This is a genomic window from Streptomyces sp. CB02009, assembly GCF_001905825.1.
Taxonomy (GTDB): Bacteria; Actinomycetota; Actinomycetes; order Streptomycetales; family Streptomycetaceae; genus Streptomyces.
In genome coordinates this window covers 1-18,605 of record NZ_LIVV01000004.1, presented here as the reverse complement: position 1 = coordinate 18,605, position 18,605 = coordinate 1, and the positions used below count along the sequence as shown (strand labels likewise).

16 protein-coding genes are annotated in these 18,605 nt (G+C 73.3%); 11 read left to right on the top strand and 5 right to left on the bottom strand.

Translation table 11 applies throughout. From position 1 onward, the window contains the following. Positions 1-221 precede the first annotated feature (221 nt). Positions 222-1,625 carry a DNA repair protein RadA gene (gene radA, locus AMK27_RS16335; RefSeq protein WP_073907790.1) on the bottom strand — a complete coding sequence of 468 codons (1,404 nt, stop codon included), beginning with the start codon at positions 1,623-1,625 and terminating at the stop codon, positions 222-224. A gap of 160 nt (positions 1,626-1,785) precedes the next feature. Between radA and AMK27_RS16330 the strand changes: the two genes are divergently transcribed. Continuing rightward, positions 1,786-3,588, top strand: coding sequence for a BACON domain-containing protein (locus AMK27_RS16330; RefSeq protein WP_073907787.1), 1,803 nt, complete (start codon positions 1,786-1,788; stop codon positions 3,586-3,588). Between the two features lie 165 nt (positions 3,589-3,753). Here the strand turns inward: AMK27_RS16330 and AMK27_RS16325 are convergent, their stop codons facing one another. Continuing rightward, the gene (locus AMK27_RS16325) at positions 3,754-4,581 is read right to left on the bottom strand and encodes a hypothetical protein (RefSeq protein WP_073907784.1); all 828 of its coding nucleotides are present in this window, start codon (positions 4,579-4,581) and stop codon (positions 3,754-3,756) included. Positions 4,582-4,622: 41 nt separating this feature from the next. Between AMK27_RS16325 and AMK27_RS16320 the strand changes: the two genes are divergently transcribed. From AMK27_RS16320 to ilvD, 4 genes are all read left to right on the top strand, one after another. Further along, on the top strand, positions 4,623-5,555 hold the full coding sequence (locus AMK27_RS16320) for a Ppx/GppA phosphatase family protein (protein WP_073907781.1): 933 nt from the start codon (positions 4,623-4,625) through the stop codon (positions 5,553-5,555). Positions 5,556-5,790: 235 nt separating this feature from the next. Beyond that, positions 5,791-6,627, top strand: a complete 837-nt coding sequence (locus AMK27_RS16315) for a sugar phosphate isomerase/epimerase family protein (RefSeq protein ID WP_073907778.1) — start codon at positions 5,791-5,793, stop codon at positions 6,625-6,627. Continuing rightward, entirely contained in the window at positions 6,624-7,235 is a 612-nt protein-coding gene (locus AMK27_RS16310; RefSeq protein WP_073907775.1) for a TetR/AcrR family transcriptional regulator, read from the top strand. Before AMK27_RS16315 ends, AMK27_RS16310 begins: the two co-directional genes overlap by 4 nt. A 288-nt stretch (positions 7,236-7,523) precedes the next feature. Then, positions 7,524-9,377 (top strand): dihydroxy-acid dehydratase, encoded by a 1,854-nt coding sequence (ilvD, locus tag AMK27_RS16305; RefSeq protein ID WP_073907772.1) that lies wholly within the window; start codon positions 7,524-7,526, stop codon positions 9,375-9,377. A gap of 163 nt (positions 9,378-9,540) precedes the next feature. On the opposite strand, the gene AMK27_RS16300 is transcribed toward ilvD, so the two are convergent. Further along, on the bottom strand, positions 9,541-11,748 hold the full coding sequence (locus tag AMK27_RS16300; protein ID WP_073907769.1) for a protein kinase domain-containing protein: 2,208 nt from the start codon (positions 11,746-11,748) through the stop codon (positions 9,541-9,543). Between the two features lie 157 nt (positions 11,749-11,905). Here AMK27_RS16300 and AMK27_RS16295 point away from each other — a divergent pair, with 157 nt between their 5' ends. The 5 genes from AMK27_RS16295 (at position 11,906) to proC (ending at position 15,442) form a co-directional block, all read left to right on the top strand. Beyond that, the gene (locus tag AMK27_RS16295; protein ID WP_073907766.1) at positions 11,906-12,196 is read left to right on the top strand and encodes an SH3 domain-containing protein; all 291 of its coding nucleotides are present in this window, start codon (positions 11,906-11,908) and stop codon (positions 12,194-12,196) included. A 35-nt stretch (positions 12,197-12,231) separates the two neighbouring features. Beyond that, entirely contained in the window at positions 12,232-12,774 is a 543-nt protein-coding gene (locus tag AMK27_RS16290) for a hypothetical protein (protein WP_073907763.1), read from the top strand. Between the two features lie 187 nt (positions 12,775-12,961). After that, positions 12,962-13,813, top strand: coding sequence for an ABC transporter ATP-binding protein (locus AMK27_RS16285; RefSeq protein WP_073907759.1), 852 nt, complete (start codon positions 12,962-12,964; stop codon positions 13,811-13,813). Next, complete coding sequence (locus AMK27_RS16280; protein ID WP_073907756.1) at positions 13,810-14,547, top strand: ABC transporter permease; 738 nt, start codon at positions 13,810-13,812, stop codon at positions 14,545-14,547. Before AMK27_RS16285 ends, AMK27_RS16280 begins: the two co-directional genes overlap by 4 nt. A gap of 85 nt (positions 14,548-14,632) precedes the next feature. Next, the gene (proC, locus tag AMK27_RS16275; protein WP_073907753.1) at positions 14,633-15,442 is read left to right on the top strand and encodes a pyrroline-5-carboxylate reductase; all 810 of its coding nucleotides are present in this window, start codon (positions 14,633-14,635) and stop codon (positions 15,440-15,442) included. A 9-nt stretch (positions 15,443-15,451) separates the two neighbouring features. Here the strand turns inward: proC and AMK27_RS16270 are convergent, their stop codons facing one another. Further along, the gene (locus AMK27_RS16270; protein WP_073907750.1) at positions 15,452-16,048 is read right to left on the bottom strand and encodes a cysteine hydrolase family protein; all 597 of its coding nucleotides are present in this window, start codon (positions 16,046-16,048) and stop codon (positions 15,452-15,454) included. A gap of 75 nt (positions 16,049-16,123) precedes the next feature. On the opposite strand from AMK27_RS16270, the gene AMK27_RS16265 reads away from it, so the two are divergent. After that, on the top strand, positions 16,124-17,146 hold the full coding sequence (locus AMK27_RS16265) for a GlxA family transcriptional regulator (RefSeq protein WP_073907747.1): 1,023 nt from the start codon (positions 16,124-16,126) through the stop codon (positions 17,144-17,146). On the opposite strand, the gene trpS is transcribed toward AMK27_RS16265, so the two are convergent. Next, complete coding sequence (gene trpS, locus AMK27_RS16260) at positions 17,113-18,111, bottom strand: tryptophan--tRNA ligase (RefSeq protein ID WP_073907743.1); 999 nt, start codon at positions 18,109-18,111, stop codon at positions 17,113-17,115. The genes AMK27_RS16265 and trpS overlap by 34 nt on opposite strands. Positions 18,112-18,605 lie beyond the last annotated feature (494 nt).

The following is an 18,605-nucleotide window of genomic DNA, read 5'->3' as shown; positions in this document are numbered from 1 at the left end:
CCCGCCGCCCTCCGCCCCCGACCGATCGCGGTGGTCCGAAAGGCGTCCCCGCCCCGACACGGACCTAACCCTCCGCGTCTTTGCGAAGCGTACGGAGCGAACCGTCCGCTCGGTGTGAACATTCGGCGTCGACCGCTCCGGGTCCCTCCGGCCGGACCCTCCGAGGAGGGGCCGAGCCACCCGCCCGAGCCGCCACCATGTCCACCGCTTCGCCGCCCCGGCTACTTCTCCGCACCCTCCGGCGCCTTCGCGCGGCGGCCGCGCGGGAGCACCCGCAGCGCGTCGCCCATGTCCGCGACCTCCGTCACCTTCATGCCGGCCGGCACCTTGCCCGGGTCCGAGGGGACCAGCGCGTGCGTGAAGCCCAGCCGGTGCGCCTCGGCGAGCCGGCGCTGGACGCCGGTCACCCGCCGGACCTCGCCGGCGAGGCCGACCTCGCCGATCGCCACCAGGTTCTTCGGCAGCGGGGTGTCGCTCGCCGCGGAGGCGAGCGCGAGCGCGATCGCCAGGTCGGCGGCGGGCTCGGTGAGCTTCACGCCGCCCACGGTCGCGCTGTAGATGTCCCGCTTGCCCAGCGCGCTGATCCGGCCGCGCTGCTCCAGGACCGCCAGCATCATCGAGACCCGGGAGGTCTCCAGACCGGAGACGGTCCGGCGCGGGGACGGGATCTGGCTGTCCACGGTCAGCGACTGGACCTCGGCGACCAGCGGGCGGCGGCCCTCCAGGGTGACCGTCAGGCAGGTGCCCGGCACGGCCACGTCACGCCGGGTCAGGAAGAGCCCGGAGGGGTCGGCGAGGCCCGTGATGCCCTCGTCGTGGAGTTCGAAGCAGCCGACCTCGTCGGTCGCCCCGTACCGGTTCTTCACGCCCCGGACCAGCCGCAGGCGCGCGTGCCGGTCGCCCTCGAAGCTCAGCACGACGTCGACCAGGTGCTCCAGGAGCCGGGGACCGGCGATCGCCCCGTCCTTCGTGACGTGGCCGACGAGCAGCGTGGACATGCCGCGCTCCTTGGAGGCGCGGATGAGCGCGCCCGCGACCTCGCGCACCTGGGCCATGCCGCCGGGCGCGCCGTCGATCTCGGGGGAGGCGACGGTCTGCACCGAGTCCATGATCAGCAGCGAGGGCTTCACGGCGTCGAGGTGCCCGAGGACGGCCGACAGGTCGGTCTCGGCGGCGAGGTACAGATGGTCGCTGAGGGCGTTGATCCGGTCGGCGCGCAGCCGCACCTGGCTCGCGGACTCCTCGCCGGTGACGTAGAGCGTGCGGTGCTCGTCGCTGGCCGCCTTGGCCGCCACGTCGAGCAGGAGCGTGGACTTGCCGACGCCCGGTTCGCCCGCGAGCAGCACGACGGCGCCGGGCACCAGGCCTCCGCCGAGGACCCGGTCCAGCTCGTCGACGCCGGTCGAGCGGGCGGTCGCCTGCCGTCCGTCGACCTGCCCGATGGGGAGCGCGGCGGTGGAGACCCGGCCGGCCGCGGTCGTCCGGACGGCGGGCGCGCCGTACTCCTCGACCGTCCCCCAGGCCTGGCACTCGGGGCAGCGGCCGAGCCACTTGGCCGTCTGCCAGCCGCACTCGGTGCAGCGGTAGGACGGCCGGTCCTTGGTCGATTTCGTACGGGCAGCCATGTCGCCACCGTAGCGGCACCCACCGACAGCCGACGCCGGGTCTCCACAGGCCCTCGGAATGTCAGATTCCTGTCCCCTTTCGAGCGATACCTTCACCCGTAAGAATGAGAAGAACGCAACCGGTACGAAAAGCGCCCCCCGCGCTGCCTACGGTCGACCGGTGACGAGCAGCAGGCTGGACTCCCCCGCACGCACCACCGGCGCACACCGGGCGGCGCACCGCGCCACGGACCAGGGACCGCGCACGCTCGGCCGGAGGCCCCCCGCCCGGTACGAGGCCGCCCTCGACGGCCTCTTCACGTACTGCCTCTCCGTGCTCTGCGACCACGACACGGCCACCGCCGTCCTCGGCGACGTCCTCGCCGTCGCCGAGCGCCACCACGGCCGCTGCCCCTCGGACGAGGACGGCCGCACGGCCTGGCTGTACGCCCTCGCCCGCTGGGCGTGCCTGCGCAGCCTCGGCGAGCAGCGCCGCCGACGCCAGGGCGCCCACACCGGGCGCCCCGCCGTCACCGCCCCCGAGCCGCCCCGGGTCCCGGAGGAGACCGCCGAGCGGCGCCGCACCGAACTCGCCCGGCTCGCCTGGCCCGAGGCCGCCGGCACCACACCCGAGCAGCGCGAGGCCCTGGAGCTGGCCGTACGGCACGGCCTCAGCCACCGGCAGGTCGCCGCCGTGCTCTCCCTCGACCCGCTCGCCGCCCGCGAGCTCCTCGCCACCGCCGGCTGCGAGGTCGAGCGCACCCGCGCCGCCCTCGCCGTCGTCGAGACGGGCAGCTGCCCCACCGTGGCCCGGCTCACCGGCGACCACCAGGTCCTGCTGTCGGCCGCCCTGCGCGCGGAACTCGTCCGGCACGTCGACGACTGCCCCCGCTGCCGGAAGGCCGCCGAGCGCGTGGGCGCCGCCGGCCCCTGGCCCGGCGCCGCCGCGCTGCCGCAGGCCCGGCTGCCGCTCGTCGAGGCGCCCAGGGCCGCCGCGTACATGGCGATGCTGCACGTCCCCCGCGCGCGTGCCGGCGCCCCGCGCTTCTCGCCCACCGGCTTCCCGATGGACCCCAAGGACCATGTGGCCCGCCGCGACCGGCTGCGGGCCCGCGCGGTGACGACCACCGTCGTCGCGGCCGTGGTCGCCGCGCCCGTCCTCGCCCTGTGGACCTCCTACCGGGGCACCCCGGTCGCCGACACCGGCGCCCGCGACGGATCCCGGATCAGCGCGCGCGAGGCGGACGAACCGGACGGCCCCGACGGACGCCCGTACGACCACTACGAGAACGCGGGCAACGCCCGCACCACCCCCGAGCCCCGCTTCACCCGCGGCAGCCGCGCCCCCGACGTCTCCGTCGAGGTGCTCAGCCCCGGCGGCCCCACCGGCCCCTCGGGCCCCGGCGCACCGGGGGAACCCGGTGCCGGCTGGATCACGGTCTCCGCACGCGGCCACGGCGACCTGACCCTGCTCACGCTCACCGCCTCCGGCGGTTCCCCCGTCGACTGGTCGCTGTGGACGGACGCGCCCTGGCTGTACGTGAGCCGGGCCTCCGGCACCCTCCGCCCGGGCGAGACGATCACCGTCACCGTCCGCGTCGACCACGGCCGTGAACCGGGGGGTGCGTGGAGCGCCCGGATCGGGGTGAACCCCTCCGGTGCGGTGGTCAGGATCGACGGACGCGGGGAGACCGCGCCGCCGCCGGTCGTCGTCGACCCGGTGACACCCCCGCCGACCACGACCGAGCCCACCACCCCGCCGACGAGCCCGCCCACGACGGAGCCGACGACCCCGCCGCCGACCACGGAGGAGCCGCCTCCGACGACCGAGCCGACCGACCCGCCGACGAGCCCGCCGACCACGGAGCCGACGACCCCGCCGCCGACCACGGAGGAGCCGCCTCCGACGACCGACCCGGGCCCGACGGAACCGACCACCCCGCCCCCGACGACCGAGGAACCACCCCCGCCCTCGTCGTCCTGAACAGGGCGGAGGGAGGGGGCGGGGGAGCCTGGCGCGAGTCGGGCCCGGCACGGCCAGAGGCCCCCGGGCCGGCACCAGACGGGAACCCGGGCCGGCACCGGCGCTTCGAGCGAGGCACCGGCCCTTCGCGACACCGGCCCTTCGAAGCACCGGCCCTTCGGTGAGCTAGCCCTTCGGGTCGGCCGGGTGCGGTGCCACCAGCGGCAGCTGCGAGGAGAGACGCGCCTCGCACAGCCCGACCAGGACCTCGTACGCCTCCTGGCCCATCATCTCGGTGAGCTCGGGCCGATACGTGACGTAGACCGGCTCCCCGGCCCCGTGCGCCGACGTCGCCGACGTGCACCACCAGTGCAGGTCGTGACCGCCCGGACCCCAGCCCCGCCGGTCGTACTCACCGATCGACACCTGGAGGACCTTCGTGTCGTCGGGCCGCTCGATCCAGTCGTACGTGCGCCGCACCGGCAGCTGCCAGCAGACGTCCGGCTTCGTCTCCAGCGGCTCCTTGCCCTCCTTCAGGGCCAGGATGTGCAGCGAGCAGCCCGCGCCGCCCGCGAACCCCGGACGGTTCTGGAAGATGCAGGAGCCCTCCCAGCGCCGGGTCTGCCGGTCGCCGTCCTCGTCGAGCTGGGTCCAGCCCGACTCCGTACCGACGTCGTGGAACTGCCACAGCTCCGGCGTGAGGCGCGCCACGTGCGTCGCGACCCGCTTCTCGTCGTCCTCGTCGGAGAAGTGCGCGCCCAGCGTGCAGCAGCCGTCGTCGGCCCGCCCCGCCTGGATGCCCTGGCAGCCGCTGCCGAAGACGCACGACCAGCGCGAGGTCAGCCAGGTCAGGTCGCAGCGGAAGATCTGCTCCTCGTCGGCCGGGTCGGGAAACTCGACCCACGCGCGCGCGAAGTCCAGGCCCTTCTCGTCCGGCTCCACGTCCCTGCCCCGCTTCTTGGCGCTCTTGACCGCACTGTCTTTGCCCGGTTTCGCCTTTTTCGTCTTTGGCACAAGTCCAAGCGTATGCGGGTCGGCGCAGTAGCGTTCCGCCCATGAGACTCGGAGTCCTCGACGTCGGTTCGAACACGGTGCACTTCCTGGTGGTGGACGCCCACCCCGGCGCCCGGCCGCTGCCCGCCCATTCCCACAAGGCGGAGCTGCGGCTCGCCGAACTTCTCGACGAGAAGGGCGCGATCGCGCCCTTCGGCGTCGAGCGGCTCATCGCGACCGTCCGGGACGCGCTGCTCGCCGCCGAGGACAAGGGCTGCGAGGAGGTGCTCCCGTTCGCGACCTCCGCCGTCCGCGAGGCGACCAACGCGGACGCCGTCCTCGCGCGCGTGAAGGACGAGACGGGCGTCGACCTCCAGGTCCTCACCGGCGAGGAGGAGGCCCGGCTCACCTTCCTCGCGGCCCGCCGCTGGTTCGGCTGGTCCGCGGGCAAGCTGCTCCTCCTCGACATCGGGGGCGGCTCCCTCGAAGTCGCGTACGGCATCGACGAGGACCCCGACACGGCGGTCTCCCTGCCGCTCGGCGCGGGACGGCTGACCGCCGGCTGGCTGCCGGGCGACCCGGCCGACGCGGCCGACGTCAAGGCGCTCCGCCGCCATGTGCGCGCGCAGATCGCCCGTACGGTCGGCGAGTTCAGCCGCGCCGGCCGGCCCGACCACGTCGTGGCGACCTCCAAGACCTTCAAGCAGCTGGCGAGGATCGCCGGCGCCCCCGGCTCGGGGGAGGGCCTGTACGTCGAGCGGATCCTGACCCGCGCGTCCCTGGAGGAGTGGGTGCCGCGCCTCGCCGGCATGACCGTTCCCGAGCGCTCCGCCCTGCCGGGCGTCTCGGAGGGCCGCGCCGGACAGCTCCTCGCGGGCGCCATGGTGGCGGAGGGCGCGATGGACCTCCTCGGCGTGGAGGAGCTGGAGATCTGCCCCTGGGCCCTGCGCGAGGGCGTCATCCTGCGCCGCCTGGACCACCTGCCGGAGGCGTAGACGCGCACACGGGGGGCGTAGGGCGCACGAGGGCCGGGGCCGACAGGCGGGGCGTACGCGAAGCCCCCTCGGTCCGCACAGGCAGGAAAGCCCCCGTCATGGCCCCCCGCTCACAGCCCTCCACCAAAGCCCCCGTCACGCGCGCCGTCCGCACCCCCGCGCACGCCCGCGTGCCCCGGCCGGGCGTGACCGGAACCACCCCCCGGCCCCCCGACGGGCCCCGTACCCTGTCTCCGTGGCAGAACCAGTGGTGCGCATCCCGGATGCGAAGGTCGCCCTGTCGACGGCCTCGGTCTATCCGGAGTCGACGGCGACGGCCTTCGAGATCGCCGCGCGCCTCGGTTACGACGGTGTCGAGGTCATGGTGTGGACCGATCCGGTCAGCCAGGACGTCGAGGCACTGCGCCGGCTCTCCGACTACCACCAGGTCCCGATCCTGGCCGTGCACGCCCCCTGCCTCCTCATCACCCAGCGCGTCTGGTCCACCGACCCGTGGGTCAAGCTCCAGCGCGCCCGGGCCGCGGCCGAGAGCCTCGGCGCGTCGACGGTCGTCGTGCACCCGCCGTTCCGCTGGCAGCGCCAGTACGCCAAGGACTTCGTCACCGGCATCTGGCGGATGGCGGACGAGACCGACGTGCGGTTCGCCGTCGAGAACATGTACCCGTGGCGGTACAAGGACCGCGAGATGCTCGCGTACGCCCCCGAGTGGGACGTCACCAAGGACGACTACCGGCACTTCACCGTCGACCTCTCGCACACCGCGACCGCCCGCACCGACGCCCTCGCGATGATCGACCGCATGGGCGACCGGCTCGGCCACGTCCACCTCGCCGACGGCAAGGGCTCCGCCAAGGACGAGCACCTGGTCCCGGGGCGCGGCACGCAGCCCTGCGCCGAGCTCCTGGAGCGCCTCGCGCGCACCGGCTTCGACGGCCACGTCGTCATCGAGGTCAACACCCGCCGCGCGATGTCAGCCGCCGAACGCGAGGCCGACCTCGCCGAGGCCCTGGCCTTCACCCGGCTCCACCTCGCCTCCGCGGCCACCCGTCCCTCCCGGGTGCCCCGCCCGTGACCGAACCGGCCCCCCGCAGGCGCGGCCGCCCGTCCCGTACCGAGGAGGAGAGCGGGCCGGGCGCGCGGGAGCGGATCCTGGAGGCGGCCCGCGCCCAGTTCGCGGAGCGCGGCTACGACAAGACCTCGGTCCGCGGCATCGCCAAGGCGGCAGGCGTCGACGCGGCCCTCGTCCACCACTACTTCGGCACGAAGGACGAGGTCTTCGCCGCGGCGATCGAGGTCTCCTTCGAGCCCGCCACGGTCGTCCCGGCCATCGTCGGCGGCCCCCGCGAGACCATCGGCGAACGCCTCGCCCGCTTCTTCATCGGCGTCTGGGAGAACCCGGTCAGCCGCGCCCCGCTCCTCGCGATCGTCCGCTCCGCGCTCACCCACGAGGCGGCGGCCAAGGTGCTCAGGACCTTCGTCCTGCGGCGGCTCCTGGAGCGGATCGCGGACGAGCTCGACGTACCGGACCCCAGGTTCCGCGCGGAACTCGCCGCCTCCCACATGATCGGGATCGCGATCCTGCGGTATGTGATCCAGGTCGAGCCGATGGCCTCGGTGGACCCGGAGGAGATCGTGGCCATGGTCGCCCCGACCCTCCAGCGCTACCTGACGGAGGCCTAGGGGGTGTCTTGTCGATCAGGCCGGGCTCGCGGGGTCTGGCACGCACGCTCGCCGCGTTGTCGTCGGTCACCAACGCTCCGCGTTGACTCCCTCCTCCGCCTTGCGATCGCACGCACCAGACCCCGCTCCCTGATCCGGCCTGATCGACAAGACACCCCCTGAGCCCCACCGGGCGGCCGATGACCGAAAGCTGAACAGCATGTCCGCCATACGGACGCGCTGTCCAGATCTTGGTCCGTCGGCGTACGCTCGAAAGCAAGCACCCCCATCACTGAGGAGCGAGCGACGATGCCCGAGCTGAGGTCCCGCACAGTCACCCACGGCCGCAACATGGCGGGCGCACGCGCCCTTATGCGCGCCTCCGGTGTACCCGGCGCGGACATCGGCCGGAAGCCGATCATCGCGGTCGCCAACTCCTTCACGGAGTTCGTCCCGGGCCACACCCATCTGCAGCCCGTCGGCCGGATCGTCTCGGAGGCCATCACGGCCGCCGGCGCCATCCCGCGCGAGTTCAACACGATCGCCGTCGACGACGGCATCGCCATGGGCCACGGCGGCATGCTCTACTCGCTGCCCTCCCGCGACCTGATCGCGGACAGCGTGGAGTACATGGTCGAGGCCCACTGCGCCGACGCCCTGATCTGCATCTCCAACTGCGACAAGATCACCCCCGGCATGCTGATGGCCGCCCTGCGCCTCAACATCCCGACGGTCTTCGTCTCCGGCGGCCCGATGGAGTCCGGCCGGGCGACCCTGGTCGACGGCACGGTCCGCACGCTCGACCTGGTCGACGCGATCTCCGACGCGGTGAACCCGAAGATCTCGGACGAGGACATCGCCCGCATCGAGGAGAACGCCTGCCCGACCTGCGGCTCCTGTTCCGGCATGTTCACCGCCAACTCGATGAACTGCCTGACCGAGGCCATCGGCCTCTCCCTGCCGGGCAACGGCTCGCTGCTCGCCACCCACACCGGCCGCAAGGCGCTGTACGAGAACGCGGCCCGCACGGTCGTCGACATCACCCGTCGCTACTACGACGAGGACGACGCCTCCGTCCTGCCGCGCTCGATCGCGACCCGCGCGGCCTTCGAGAACGCCATGGCCCTCGACATCGCCATGGGCGGCTCGACCAACACGATCCTGCACCTGCTCGCCGCCGCCCAGGAGGCCGAGCTCGACTACGGCCTGACGGACATGGACGAGGTCTCGCGCCGGGTGCCCTGCCTGGCCAAGGTCGCCCCGAACGTCGCCAAGGACCGCACGTACTACATGGAGGACGTGCACCGGGCGGGCGGCATCCCGGCCATCCTCGGCGAGCTCTACCGCGCCGGTCTCCTCAACGAGGACGTCCACTCCGTCCACTCCCGCTCCATCAAGGAGTGGCTGGACGCCTGGGACGTGCGCGGCGGCTCCCCGACCGACGAGTCCGTCGAGATGTGGCACGCGGCCCCCGGCTGCGTGCGCTCGGCGACCGCCTTCTCGCAGTCCGAGCGCTGGGAGGCGCTCGACGTGGACGCGGCCGGCGGCTGCATCCGCGACGCGGCCCACGCGTACTCCAAGGACGGCGGCCTCGCCGTGCTGCACGGCAACCTCGCCGCCGACGGGTGCGTCGTGAAGACGGCCGGCGTCGACGAGTCGATCTGGACCTTCGAGGGCCCGGCCGTGGTCTGCGAGTCGCAGGACGAGGCCGTCGAGAAGATCCTCAACAAGCAGGTCACGGACGGCGACGTGGTCGTCATCCGCTACGAGGGCCCGCGCGGCGGCCCCGGCATGCAGGAGATGCTCTACCCGACCTCCTTCCTCAAGGGGCGCGGCCTGGGCAAGACCTGTGCGCTGGTCACCGACGGACGCTTCTCGGGCGGCACGTCCGGCCTGTCCATCGGCCACGCGTCGCCGGAGGCGGCCTCGGGCGGCACGATCGCCCTCGTCGAGGACGGCGACCGGATCCGCATCGACATCCCGAACCGCTCCATCGAGCTCCTCGTCGACGAGGACACGCTGGCCGCCCGCCGCGAGGCGCTGAACGGCGTGTACGAGCCGAAGAACCGGCAGCGCAAGGTGTCGGCGGCGCTGCGCGCGTACGCGGCGATGGCGACGAGCGCCGACAAGGGCGCGGTCAGGGACGTCTCGAAGCTGGGCTGACACCGGCGTGGCGGGACGCTCTAGGACCTGAGACGGCGGGACCGGACGGCAGGACCGGCACTCAGGACCTGCACTCAGGACCGGGCGGCCTGCACGGCAGCACCCGGGACGGCGGGGAGCGGGCGGAGACGCCCGTTCCCCGCCGTTCCGCGTCGGTCCGGGTTCACCAGGCGGCGGGGTCGCGCGCGTCCACCGCGAACACCGATCCGTCCGGAGCCGTCCCGAACACCCGGTCACCCGCGACCACCGGCGGCGGCACCAGGGGCGCGTACTCGAGCCGACCGTTGAGCAGCCGCGGCCTGGTCTGGCCGACCAGCGCCCCGCGCACGGTGTCGACGGCGAGCAGCCGCCCGTCCTGGGCGGAGAAGTAGAGCCGGTCGCCGGGGCCCATGACCGGCGTGGACACGTTCCCCGCGCCCGTCTCCAGCTCCCACAGCACCCGCCCCTTGGGGGCCGCGGTGTCGAAGGCGGTGAGGTGCCCGTCCGCTTCGAGGAGGTGGACGACCGTGCCCCGCACGGCGACACCCCGGACGTCGAGCCGGTGGGGCAGGGGCAGCTCGCGCACCGAGCCGCCGGAGCCGCTTCCGTGGCCGCCGCCGGGGTCGAGGACGACCAGCCGGTCGAACAGCGACGCCTGGTACCGGCCGGCGAGGATCAGCGCGCCGTCGCCGGTGCGACCGAGCGGGTCGAGGTCGCCCGCCATGTTCCGCTGCCAGGCCTGCTCGCCGGTCCTGGGGTCGATCGCGGCCACGCGCGTGTGCGTCCCGTCGGCCGAGGTCTCGGAGACGGTGAGCAGACCGGACGGGGCGTCGTACGGTCCCGGGCGCGGGGTCGTGAAGCCCTTCAGTCCGTGCCTCCACAGCTCCTTCCCGTCGACGCTGCCGACGGCCCGCACCCCGCCCCGGCCGTCGGTCAGGACGACGGCGGAGCCGGCCGGCGCGTACAGCTCGGGGGGCTTCGACGGTCCGGCGGTCCAGCCCGGGGTGCCGTCGGCGGCCGCGTGGGCCCGCAGCGGGTCGGCGGGGGCGGCCGCGCCGACCAGGCCGTCCCCGAGGAGGAAGGGGGCGACCGGCGACTCCGCCTCGACGGGCCCGGTGCGCGACCAGACGACCTTCCCCGTGACGGGGTCGAGCCGGGCGAGGCCGACACCGCGGGCCGCGCAGTACAGCGCGCCGCCGCCGTGGGTGCACGCGGGCGCGGCGGTGGGGCCGTGCATCTGGAGGGTGGTGTGCCAGCCGGTGAAGGCGGTGGCCACCTCGTCGGGGCGGGAGGGGGGCTCGGATCCGCCGCCGGCCGGGGAGCTCATGGCCGCGTACACACCGGCCCCGGTGAGCGCGAGCGCGGCGGCCACGGCGAGCGTGAGGCGCGGCCTGAGCCGCACCCGGCCGAGGCGCGGCCCGCGGCGGGGCGGGACCGGCGCGGGCGCCCGTACGGGCGTGTCCGCGTCCCACGCGGGCGCGGGGCCGGGCTCGCCGTGGGCACGCTCCCCGCCGTGCGGCAGCGCGGGCCGGCGCCGCTGCGCCGGTATGAAGGCCTCCGCCGCGTACGAGGGAGGCAGCAGCGCCGACATGATCTGGTCCGGGGTCGGGCGCTCGCCGGGCTCCTTGGCGAGGCAGCGCGCGACGAGCGGCGCCAGCTCCGCCGGTACTCCCGACAGATCGGGCTCGTCGTGGACGACCTGGTACGCCACGATGTACGGGCTGTCGGAGTCGAACGGGCCGTGCCCGGTGGCCGCGTGGACGAGGACCGAGCCGAGCGCGAAGACGTCCGCTGCGGCGCCGACCTCGCGCGGCCGCTGGAACTGCTCGGGCGCCATGAACGGCGGCGAGCCGATGAGCTTGCCCGTCTCGGTGTGCAGATCGCTGTCGACCGGCCGCGAGATGCCGAAGTCGATGACCTTGGGGCCGGTGTCGGTGAGCAGGACGTTGCTGGGCTTGAGGTCGCGGTGGACGACACCCGCGCGGTGGATGTCGCGCAGGGCCTCGGCGAGCCCGGCGGTGAGCCGGCGCAGCTCGGCCGGGGCCAGCGGGCCGTTCCGCTTCACCTGGTCGGCGAGGGTGGGCCCGGGGACGTAGAGGGTGGCCATCCAGGGGCGTACGGCATCGGGGTCGGCGTCGACGACCGGCGCGGTGAAGGCCCCGCTGACCCGGCGGGCGGCCGCGACCTCCTGGCGGAAACGCGCCCTGAACTCGGGGTCCTCCGCATACCGTGCGTGCACGACCTTGACCGCGAGCCGCAGCCCGGAGGCGGAGGCGGCGAGGTGCACGACGCCCATGCCGCCGGCGCCCAGACATGCCTGGAGGCGGTAGTCGCCCGCGTACTCGGGCTGCTCCGCATTCCGGTCGGCACCGGTATTGCGCAACGGCGGCATCGCCCACCCCCGTGTGGTTCCCCGTCACTCGCGCGCACCCGCGCGAACCCGACGGAGCCTAGTCCATGGCCCCCACGAAGTCGGCGGGGCTTGCTAGCCTGCGCGTCGCGGAGAGTGAAACTCGGCGGAGCGCTTTTGCGCCAAGGGGGAGAACACCATGGACACGGACGAGAACAAGACGATGACGACGGCGGCCACGGCCGCCCGCTACACGGTCGCGCCCGGCTACCGGGTGAACGTGCGCTCGGGCCCGAGCACCCAGTACCCGATCGTCCGGGCACTGCCGCTCGGCGCCACTGTGGCGATCTCCTGCCAGAAGTACGGCGAGTGGATCAGCGGCCCGTACGGCACCACGAAGATCTGGGACAACATCGCGCCCGGCGAGTACATCTCCGACGCCTACGTCCGCACGGGCAGCGACGGGTTCGTCGCACCGCGCTGCGCCTGAGGCCCTCCTCCGTCGCCCCGGTGATAATCGACAGTGTGAGCGACGAAGAGCAGACCCCCAGCACCACCGGCGGCCCGGCCGGCGGCCCGACCGGCGGGAGGACTCCTGCCGGGCCCCAGCCCGAAGAGATCCGTTTCTTCGGCACGACCTGGGTCGACCACAGCGGCGCCTACACGCTGCGCCGCGTCGGTCTGGCCGTCGGCTCGCTGGCCGCCGCCGTCGCGGCCTGCTTCGTGCTGCGCTTCGCCTACGAGGGCCTGGAGATCGCGGCTGTCGGCGGCATCGTCAACATGCTGGTCGTCCTCATGTTCGCGGTCTGCAGCGCCATCGCCTTCCGCAAGACCTGGGAGGGCTTCGGCCGCAGGCCCACCGACCCGGCCCGCGAGGAGTCGCTGCGCAGCCTCAAGGCGATCGGCTTCATCGGCTCCCTCCTCGCCTACTGCGTCCGCTGCTTCGTCGAGGCGCCGGGCGAGCGGCTCCGCCGCGCCGAGTACGACACGGCCCTTGCCCAGTACGAGAAGCGCCGCGGCACCCGTACGGGCAACCCGGCCGCCCGCAAGAAGCCCAAGCGCAAGTAGGCGGCCCACTCAGGCGCAGCCGGTCGGCGACAGCCCCCGCGAGATCCCTTCTCGCGGGGGCTTCGTCATGCCTGCCGGGGGCCGGGCGCGGGGGCTTCGTCCTGCCCTCCCGGCCGGTCGCGACCGACCGCCGGAGCCCGCCTTCGGGTGCTTGACGGCCGGGACCACCGGGAGGACTATTCATCGCATGATGAATTACCCGGTGGGTGAGGCCGCCGACCAGGCCGCGGCCAGGCCCGACACCACCACCCCCGTGCCACCCCCGGCCGAACCGCCCGCCGCGGCCATCGCCGCACAGGGACTCACCACCGTCCGAGGCGACCGCACCGTCCTGCACGGCCTCGACTTCACCGTCCACGCCGGCCGCATCACCGGCCTCCTCGGCCCCTCGGGCTGCGGCAAGACCACCCTGATGCGCGCGATCGTCGGCACCCAGGCCCACGTCGGCGGCACCCTGCGGGTCCTCGGCCACCCCGCCGGCGACCCCACCCTCCGCTCCCGCATCGGCTACGTCACCCAGGCCCCCTCCGTCTACGACGACCTCACCGTCCGGCAGAACCTCGACTACTTCGCCGCCGTCCTCTTCCCCGGCCGCGCCCACCGCCAGGAACGCCGCGCCACCGTCGACCGGGCCATCGACGACGTCGACCTCTCCTCGCACGCCGACTCCCTCGCCGGCCGCCTCTCCGGCGGCCAGCGCAGCCGCGTCTCCCTCGCGGTCGCCCTCCTCGGCACCCCGGAACTCCTCGTCCTCGACGAACCCACCGTCGGCCTCGACCCCGTCCTCCGCCGCGACCTGTGGAACCTCTTCCACCAGATCGCCGCCGACCGCGGCACCACCCTCCTCGTCTCCTCCCACGTGATGGACGAGGCCGAACGCTGCCACCGCCTCCTCCTCATGCGCGAGGGCGAGATCCTCGCCGACGACACCCCCGAGGCCCTCCGCCACCGCAACGACACCGCCACCGTCGAAGAGGCCTTCCTCCGCCTCGTCGACGCCGCAGCCGCCCGAGCCGCCCACGAGGAGCCCCGGTCATGAGCCCCGCCCGCACCCTCGCCACCGCCGCCCGCGTCCTGCGTCAGCTCCGCCACGACCCGCGCTCGATCGCCCTGATGCTCCTCGTCCCCTGCGTGATGCTCTTCCTGCTGCGGTTCGTCTTCGACGGAAGCCCGGGCACCTTCGACAACATCGGCGCCTCACTCCTCGGCATCTTCCCGCTCATCACGATGTTCCTGGTGACCTCCATCGCGACCCTCCGCGAACGCACCTCCGGCACCCTCGAACGCCTCCTCGCCATGCCCCTCGGCAAGGCCGACCTCATCGCCGGCTACGCCCTCGCCTTCGGCCTCCTCGCCGTCGTCCAGTCGGCCCTCGCCACCGGCCTCGCCGTCCGGTTCCTCGGCCTCGACGTCATCGGCTCCCCCTGGCTCCTCCTCCTGGTCGCCCTCCTCGACGCCCTCCTCGGCACCGCCCTCGGCCTCTTCGTCTCCGCCTTCGCCGCCTCCGAGTTCCAGGCCGTCCAGTTCATGCCGGCCGTGATCTTCCCCCAGCTGCTCCTCTGCGGACTCTTCACTCCACGCGACCGCATGGCCCCCGCCCTAGAAGCGATCTCCGACGTCCTGCCCATGTCGTACGCCGTCGACGGCATGAACCAGGTCCTCCGGCACCCCGACGTCACCGGCGACTTCGTCCGCGACGCCCTCGTCGTCGCGGGCTGCGCCGTCCTCGTCCTCGGCCTCGGCGCCGCCACCCTCCGCCGTCGCACCGCGTGACCGCCCCTCGGACACCCGCACACCACCCGGCCCGCCGGTGAAAGGATGACCACACGTACCCCCCTCCGGCGAGGTGAACAGAGCCATGACCCAGACCGTCGCAGTCCTCGGCACCGGCAAGATCGGTGAAGCGCTCCTCAGCGGCATGATCCGCGCCGGCTGGCGCCCCGCGAACCTCCTGGTCACCGCCCGCCGCTCCGAACGCGCCGAGGAACTCCGCGCCCGCTACGGCGTCGAGACCGTCACCAACGCCGAGGCCGCCAAGCGCGCCGACACCCTCATCCTGGCCGTCAAGCCCCAGGACATGGGCCGGCTGCTCGACGAGCTGGCCCCCCACGTCACCGCCGACCGCCTCGTCATCAGCGCCGCCGCCGGCATCCCCACCTCCTTCATCGAGGAGCGCCTCACCACCGGCACCCCGGTCGTCCGCGTCATGCCCAACACCCCCGTCCTGGTCGACGAAGGCATGTCCGTCATCTCCGCCGGCAGCCACGCCACCCCCGCGCACCTCGCCCACACCGAGGAGATCTTCGGCGGCGTCGGCAAGACCCTCCGCGTCCCCGAGTCCCAGCAGGACGCGGCCACCGCCCTCTCCGGTTCCGGCCCGGCCTACTTCTACTTCCTCGTCGAGGCCATGACCGACGCCGGCATCCTCCTCGGCCTGCCCCGCGCCCAGGCCCACGACCTGATCGTCCAGGCCGCCATCGGCGCCGCCGTGATGCTCCGCGACAGCGGCGAACACCCCGTCAAGCTCCGCGAGGCCGTCACCTCCCCGGCCGGCACCACCATCAGCGCCATCCGCGAGCTGGAGAACCACGGCGTCCGCGCGGCCCTCATCGCCGCCCTCGAAGCCGCCCGCGACCGCAGCCGCGAACTCGCCTCCGGCAACAGCTGACCCCCGGGGTCACCGGACCCCGACGGACGCCCCCTTCACGACCTCCTCCGTCGTCACCACCGTGGCGAACCGCCCCCCGTGCAGGGACACGGCCGTCGCCTGCGACAGCTCGTCCGCGCTCCGCGACCAGCCGAACGGCCCCTCCAGATCGAACGTGTGCATCGCGTCCAGCGGGAACACCACCTCGTACCCGAGGTTCCCGCCCATCCGCGCGGTGGTCTCGTTGCACATGTTCGTCTGGATCCCGACGATCACGATCTGCACCACGTCGAGCCCGGTGAGCCACCCGTCCAGCGACGGCTGCCCGTAGAAGGCCGAGTTCACGGTCTTCGTCACCAGCAGCTCAGGGCCACCGCCCTTCCCGCGCCGCTCCTCGACGAAGTCCTTGAACGCGTTCCCCTCGTACCCCACCCGCAGCGGCGACCGCGAACCCTCCACCGAGTCGTGCCGCACGAACGCGACCGGCCGCCCCGTCTCCTGCCACAGGTCGATCAGTGCCGCGATGTTCCCCTCGGCGGCCGGGTTGTTCCGCTTCCCCCAGAACTCCTCCTCGAAGCCCTTCTGTACGTCGATGACAACCAGCGCTGCGTTCTCCGCGATCTCCATGCCCACGATCCTGCCGTCGCCCGCACCCCTCTCCCAGAGGGTTGAATGACAGCGATCGATGATTTACTGCCACCCATGCCGTCCGTGCCGCAGCCCTCCGCGCCCCGCCCCCAGCGCATCGCCCTCCTCTCCTTCCCGGGCATCCGCGCCTTCGACGTCTCCGTCATCACCGAGGTCTGGGGCAGCGACCGCACCCTCCGCGGCGTCCCGCCCTTCGAACTCCGCAGGCCGGCCACCGACCCGGCCACCCCCATCCCCCTGCGCGGCGGTCTCTCCCTCACCCCCGACCGCCCGCTCGACTGGCTCGACGACCTCACCCCTACCGACCTCGTCCTGGTCCCCGGCATCGAGGACCCCGACACCGACGTCCCGACCCCGGTGCTCGACGCCCTCCGCCGCGCCCACACCGCGGGCACCCCGGTCGCTTCGCTCTGCGCCGGCGCGTTCGTCCTCGCCCGCGCCGGACTCCTCGACGGCCGCCGCGCCGTCACCCACTGGCACCTGGCCACGACGCTCGCCGAACGCCACCCCGCGATCCAGGTCGAACCCGACGCCCTCTTCGTCGAGGACACCGGCGTCTGGACCTCCGCCGGCACCGCCGCCGGCATCGACCTCTGCCTCCATCTCGTCCGCACCGCCCACGGAGCCGAGGCAGCCGCCGCCATCGCCCGCGCGATGGTCACCGCCCCCTTCCGCACCGGCACCCAGGCCCAGTTCATCGAGCACCCCACCCCCCGCGCGGACCGCGACGCCGACGCCCTCGCCGACATCCGCGCCCACGCCCTCGCCCACCTCGACGAGCCCCACACCGTCGCGAGCCTGGCCGCCCGCGCCGGCATGTCACCCCGCTCCTTCGCCCGCCACTTCCAGGCCACCACCGGAACCACCCCCCTGCACTGGCTCATCACCCAGCGCGTCGCCGCCGCCCAGAAACTCCTCGAACTCACCGACCATCCCCTCCCCGAGGTGGCCCGCCGCGCGGGCTTCGGCAGCGAGGTCACGATGCGCCAGCACTTCGCCTCGCACCTCGCCACCAGCCCGCGCGACTATCGCAACGCGTTCCGTCACCCGGCGGGCAACAACCCGATCGCCCGATAGGCCCGATCCACCACGGGCCGCGCCGTCTCCCGGGCCCGCACGGCCCCGTCCCGTAGCACCTGATCCACATGGCCGGGGTCCGCCGCGAGCTCGGCATGCCGCTCCCGCAGGGGCCTCAGCAGCTCGACGACCGCGTCCGCCGTGTCCTTCTTCAACGATCCGTACGTTTCATATACACCGGCCAGCGCCTCGGGGTTCCCACCCGTCGAGGCGGCCAGCAGATCGAGGAGGTTCGCGACCCCCGGCCTGCCCTCCCGGTCGTACTCCACGTCCCGCCCGCTGTCGGTCACGGCCCGCATGATCTTCCGCCGCACGGTCTCCGCGTCGTCGAGCAGATAGACGATCCCGGCCCCGTTCGCGTGCGACTTCCCCATCTTCGACGTGGGGTCCTGAAGGTCCATGACCCGCGCCGCCACCGCCGGCCGCGTCGCCCGCGGCACCGTGAACGTGTGGCCGTACCGCTGGTTGAACCGCACCGCCAGGTCCCGGGTGAGCTCCACGTGCTGCGTCTGGTCCTCACCCACCGGCACCTCGTCGGTCCCGTAGGCCAGGATGTCCGCCGCCATCAGCACCGGATACGTCAGCAGCGACAGCCGCACGCCCTCACCGGCGGCCCGCGCCTGGACGCTCTTCTCCTTGTACTGGATCATCCGCCGCAGCTCGCCGTCCGTGGCGGTGCACTCGAGCAGGTACGACAGCAGCGCGTGCTCGTCCACATGACTCTGTACGAACAAGGTGCACCGCTTCGGATCGAGCCCCGCCGCGAGCAGGAGCGTGGCCGCCTGACGGCTGAGCCTCCGCACCCGCGCCGGATCGTGCTCCACGGTCAGCGCGTGCAGATCGACGACGCTGAACAGCGCCTCCGCCTTGTACTGGTCGACCTCGACCCACTGCCGTACGGCCCCGAGGTAGTTGCCCAGCGTCAGATGCCCGGTCGGCTTGACCCCGCTGAAGATCCTCGTCATCGCGTTCGTTCTCCCTCTTCTCCTGAGCGCCGACCCGACGGCCGGCTCCCGGAGGGGGATACGCGAACGGCCGCCGGATCGGCGGCCGCTTGCTGCATGCGCGAGTGGTGGGCCGCCGTCAGGCGGCCCACCACTGGGTGGTGTGCGCACGCGTAGTCATGCGCAGAGCGTACGCCCGAGGACCGGGGTTGACACGGGATTGACGGATCCGTAAGGTTCTCCGAGTTGTCCGACGTGAGCACCGACCCCGGTCGGCCCCGGACAGCCATCCCGCAAGATCCACAGAAGCTGATGGTGCTTTGCCGTGCCGTTCTGCTTTCCGTGCGCTTTTGCGAAATGAGGAATCCGCGTTCGAAACCCGAACGCAGCCCCCGATTAGCGTCGGAGGCAGGGAATCCGCTAAAGTCTCACTCGTCGGAACGGCCCAACAGCCGGAAAGACAAATCCCGCTGACTGGGAATCAGACGCCGAAAGGATCTGATAGAGTCGGAAAC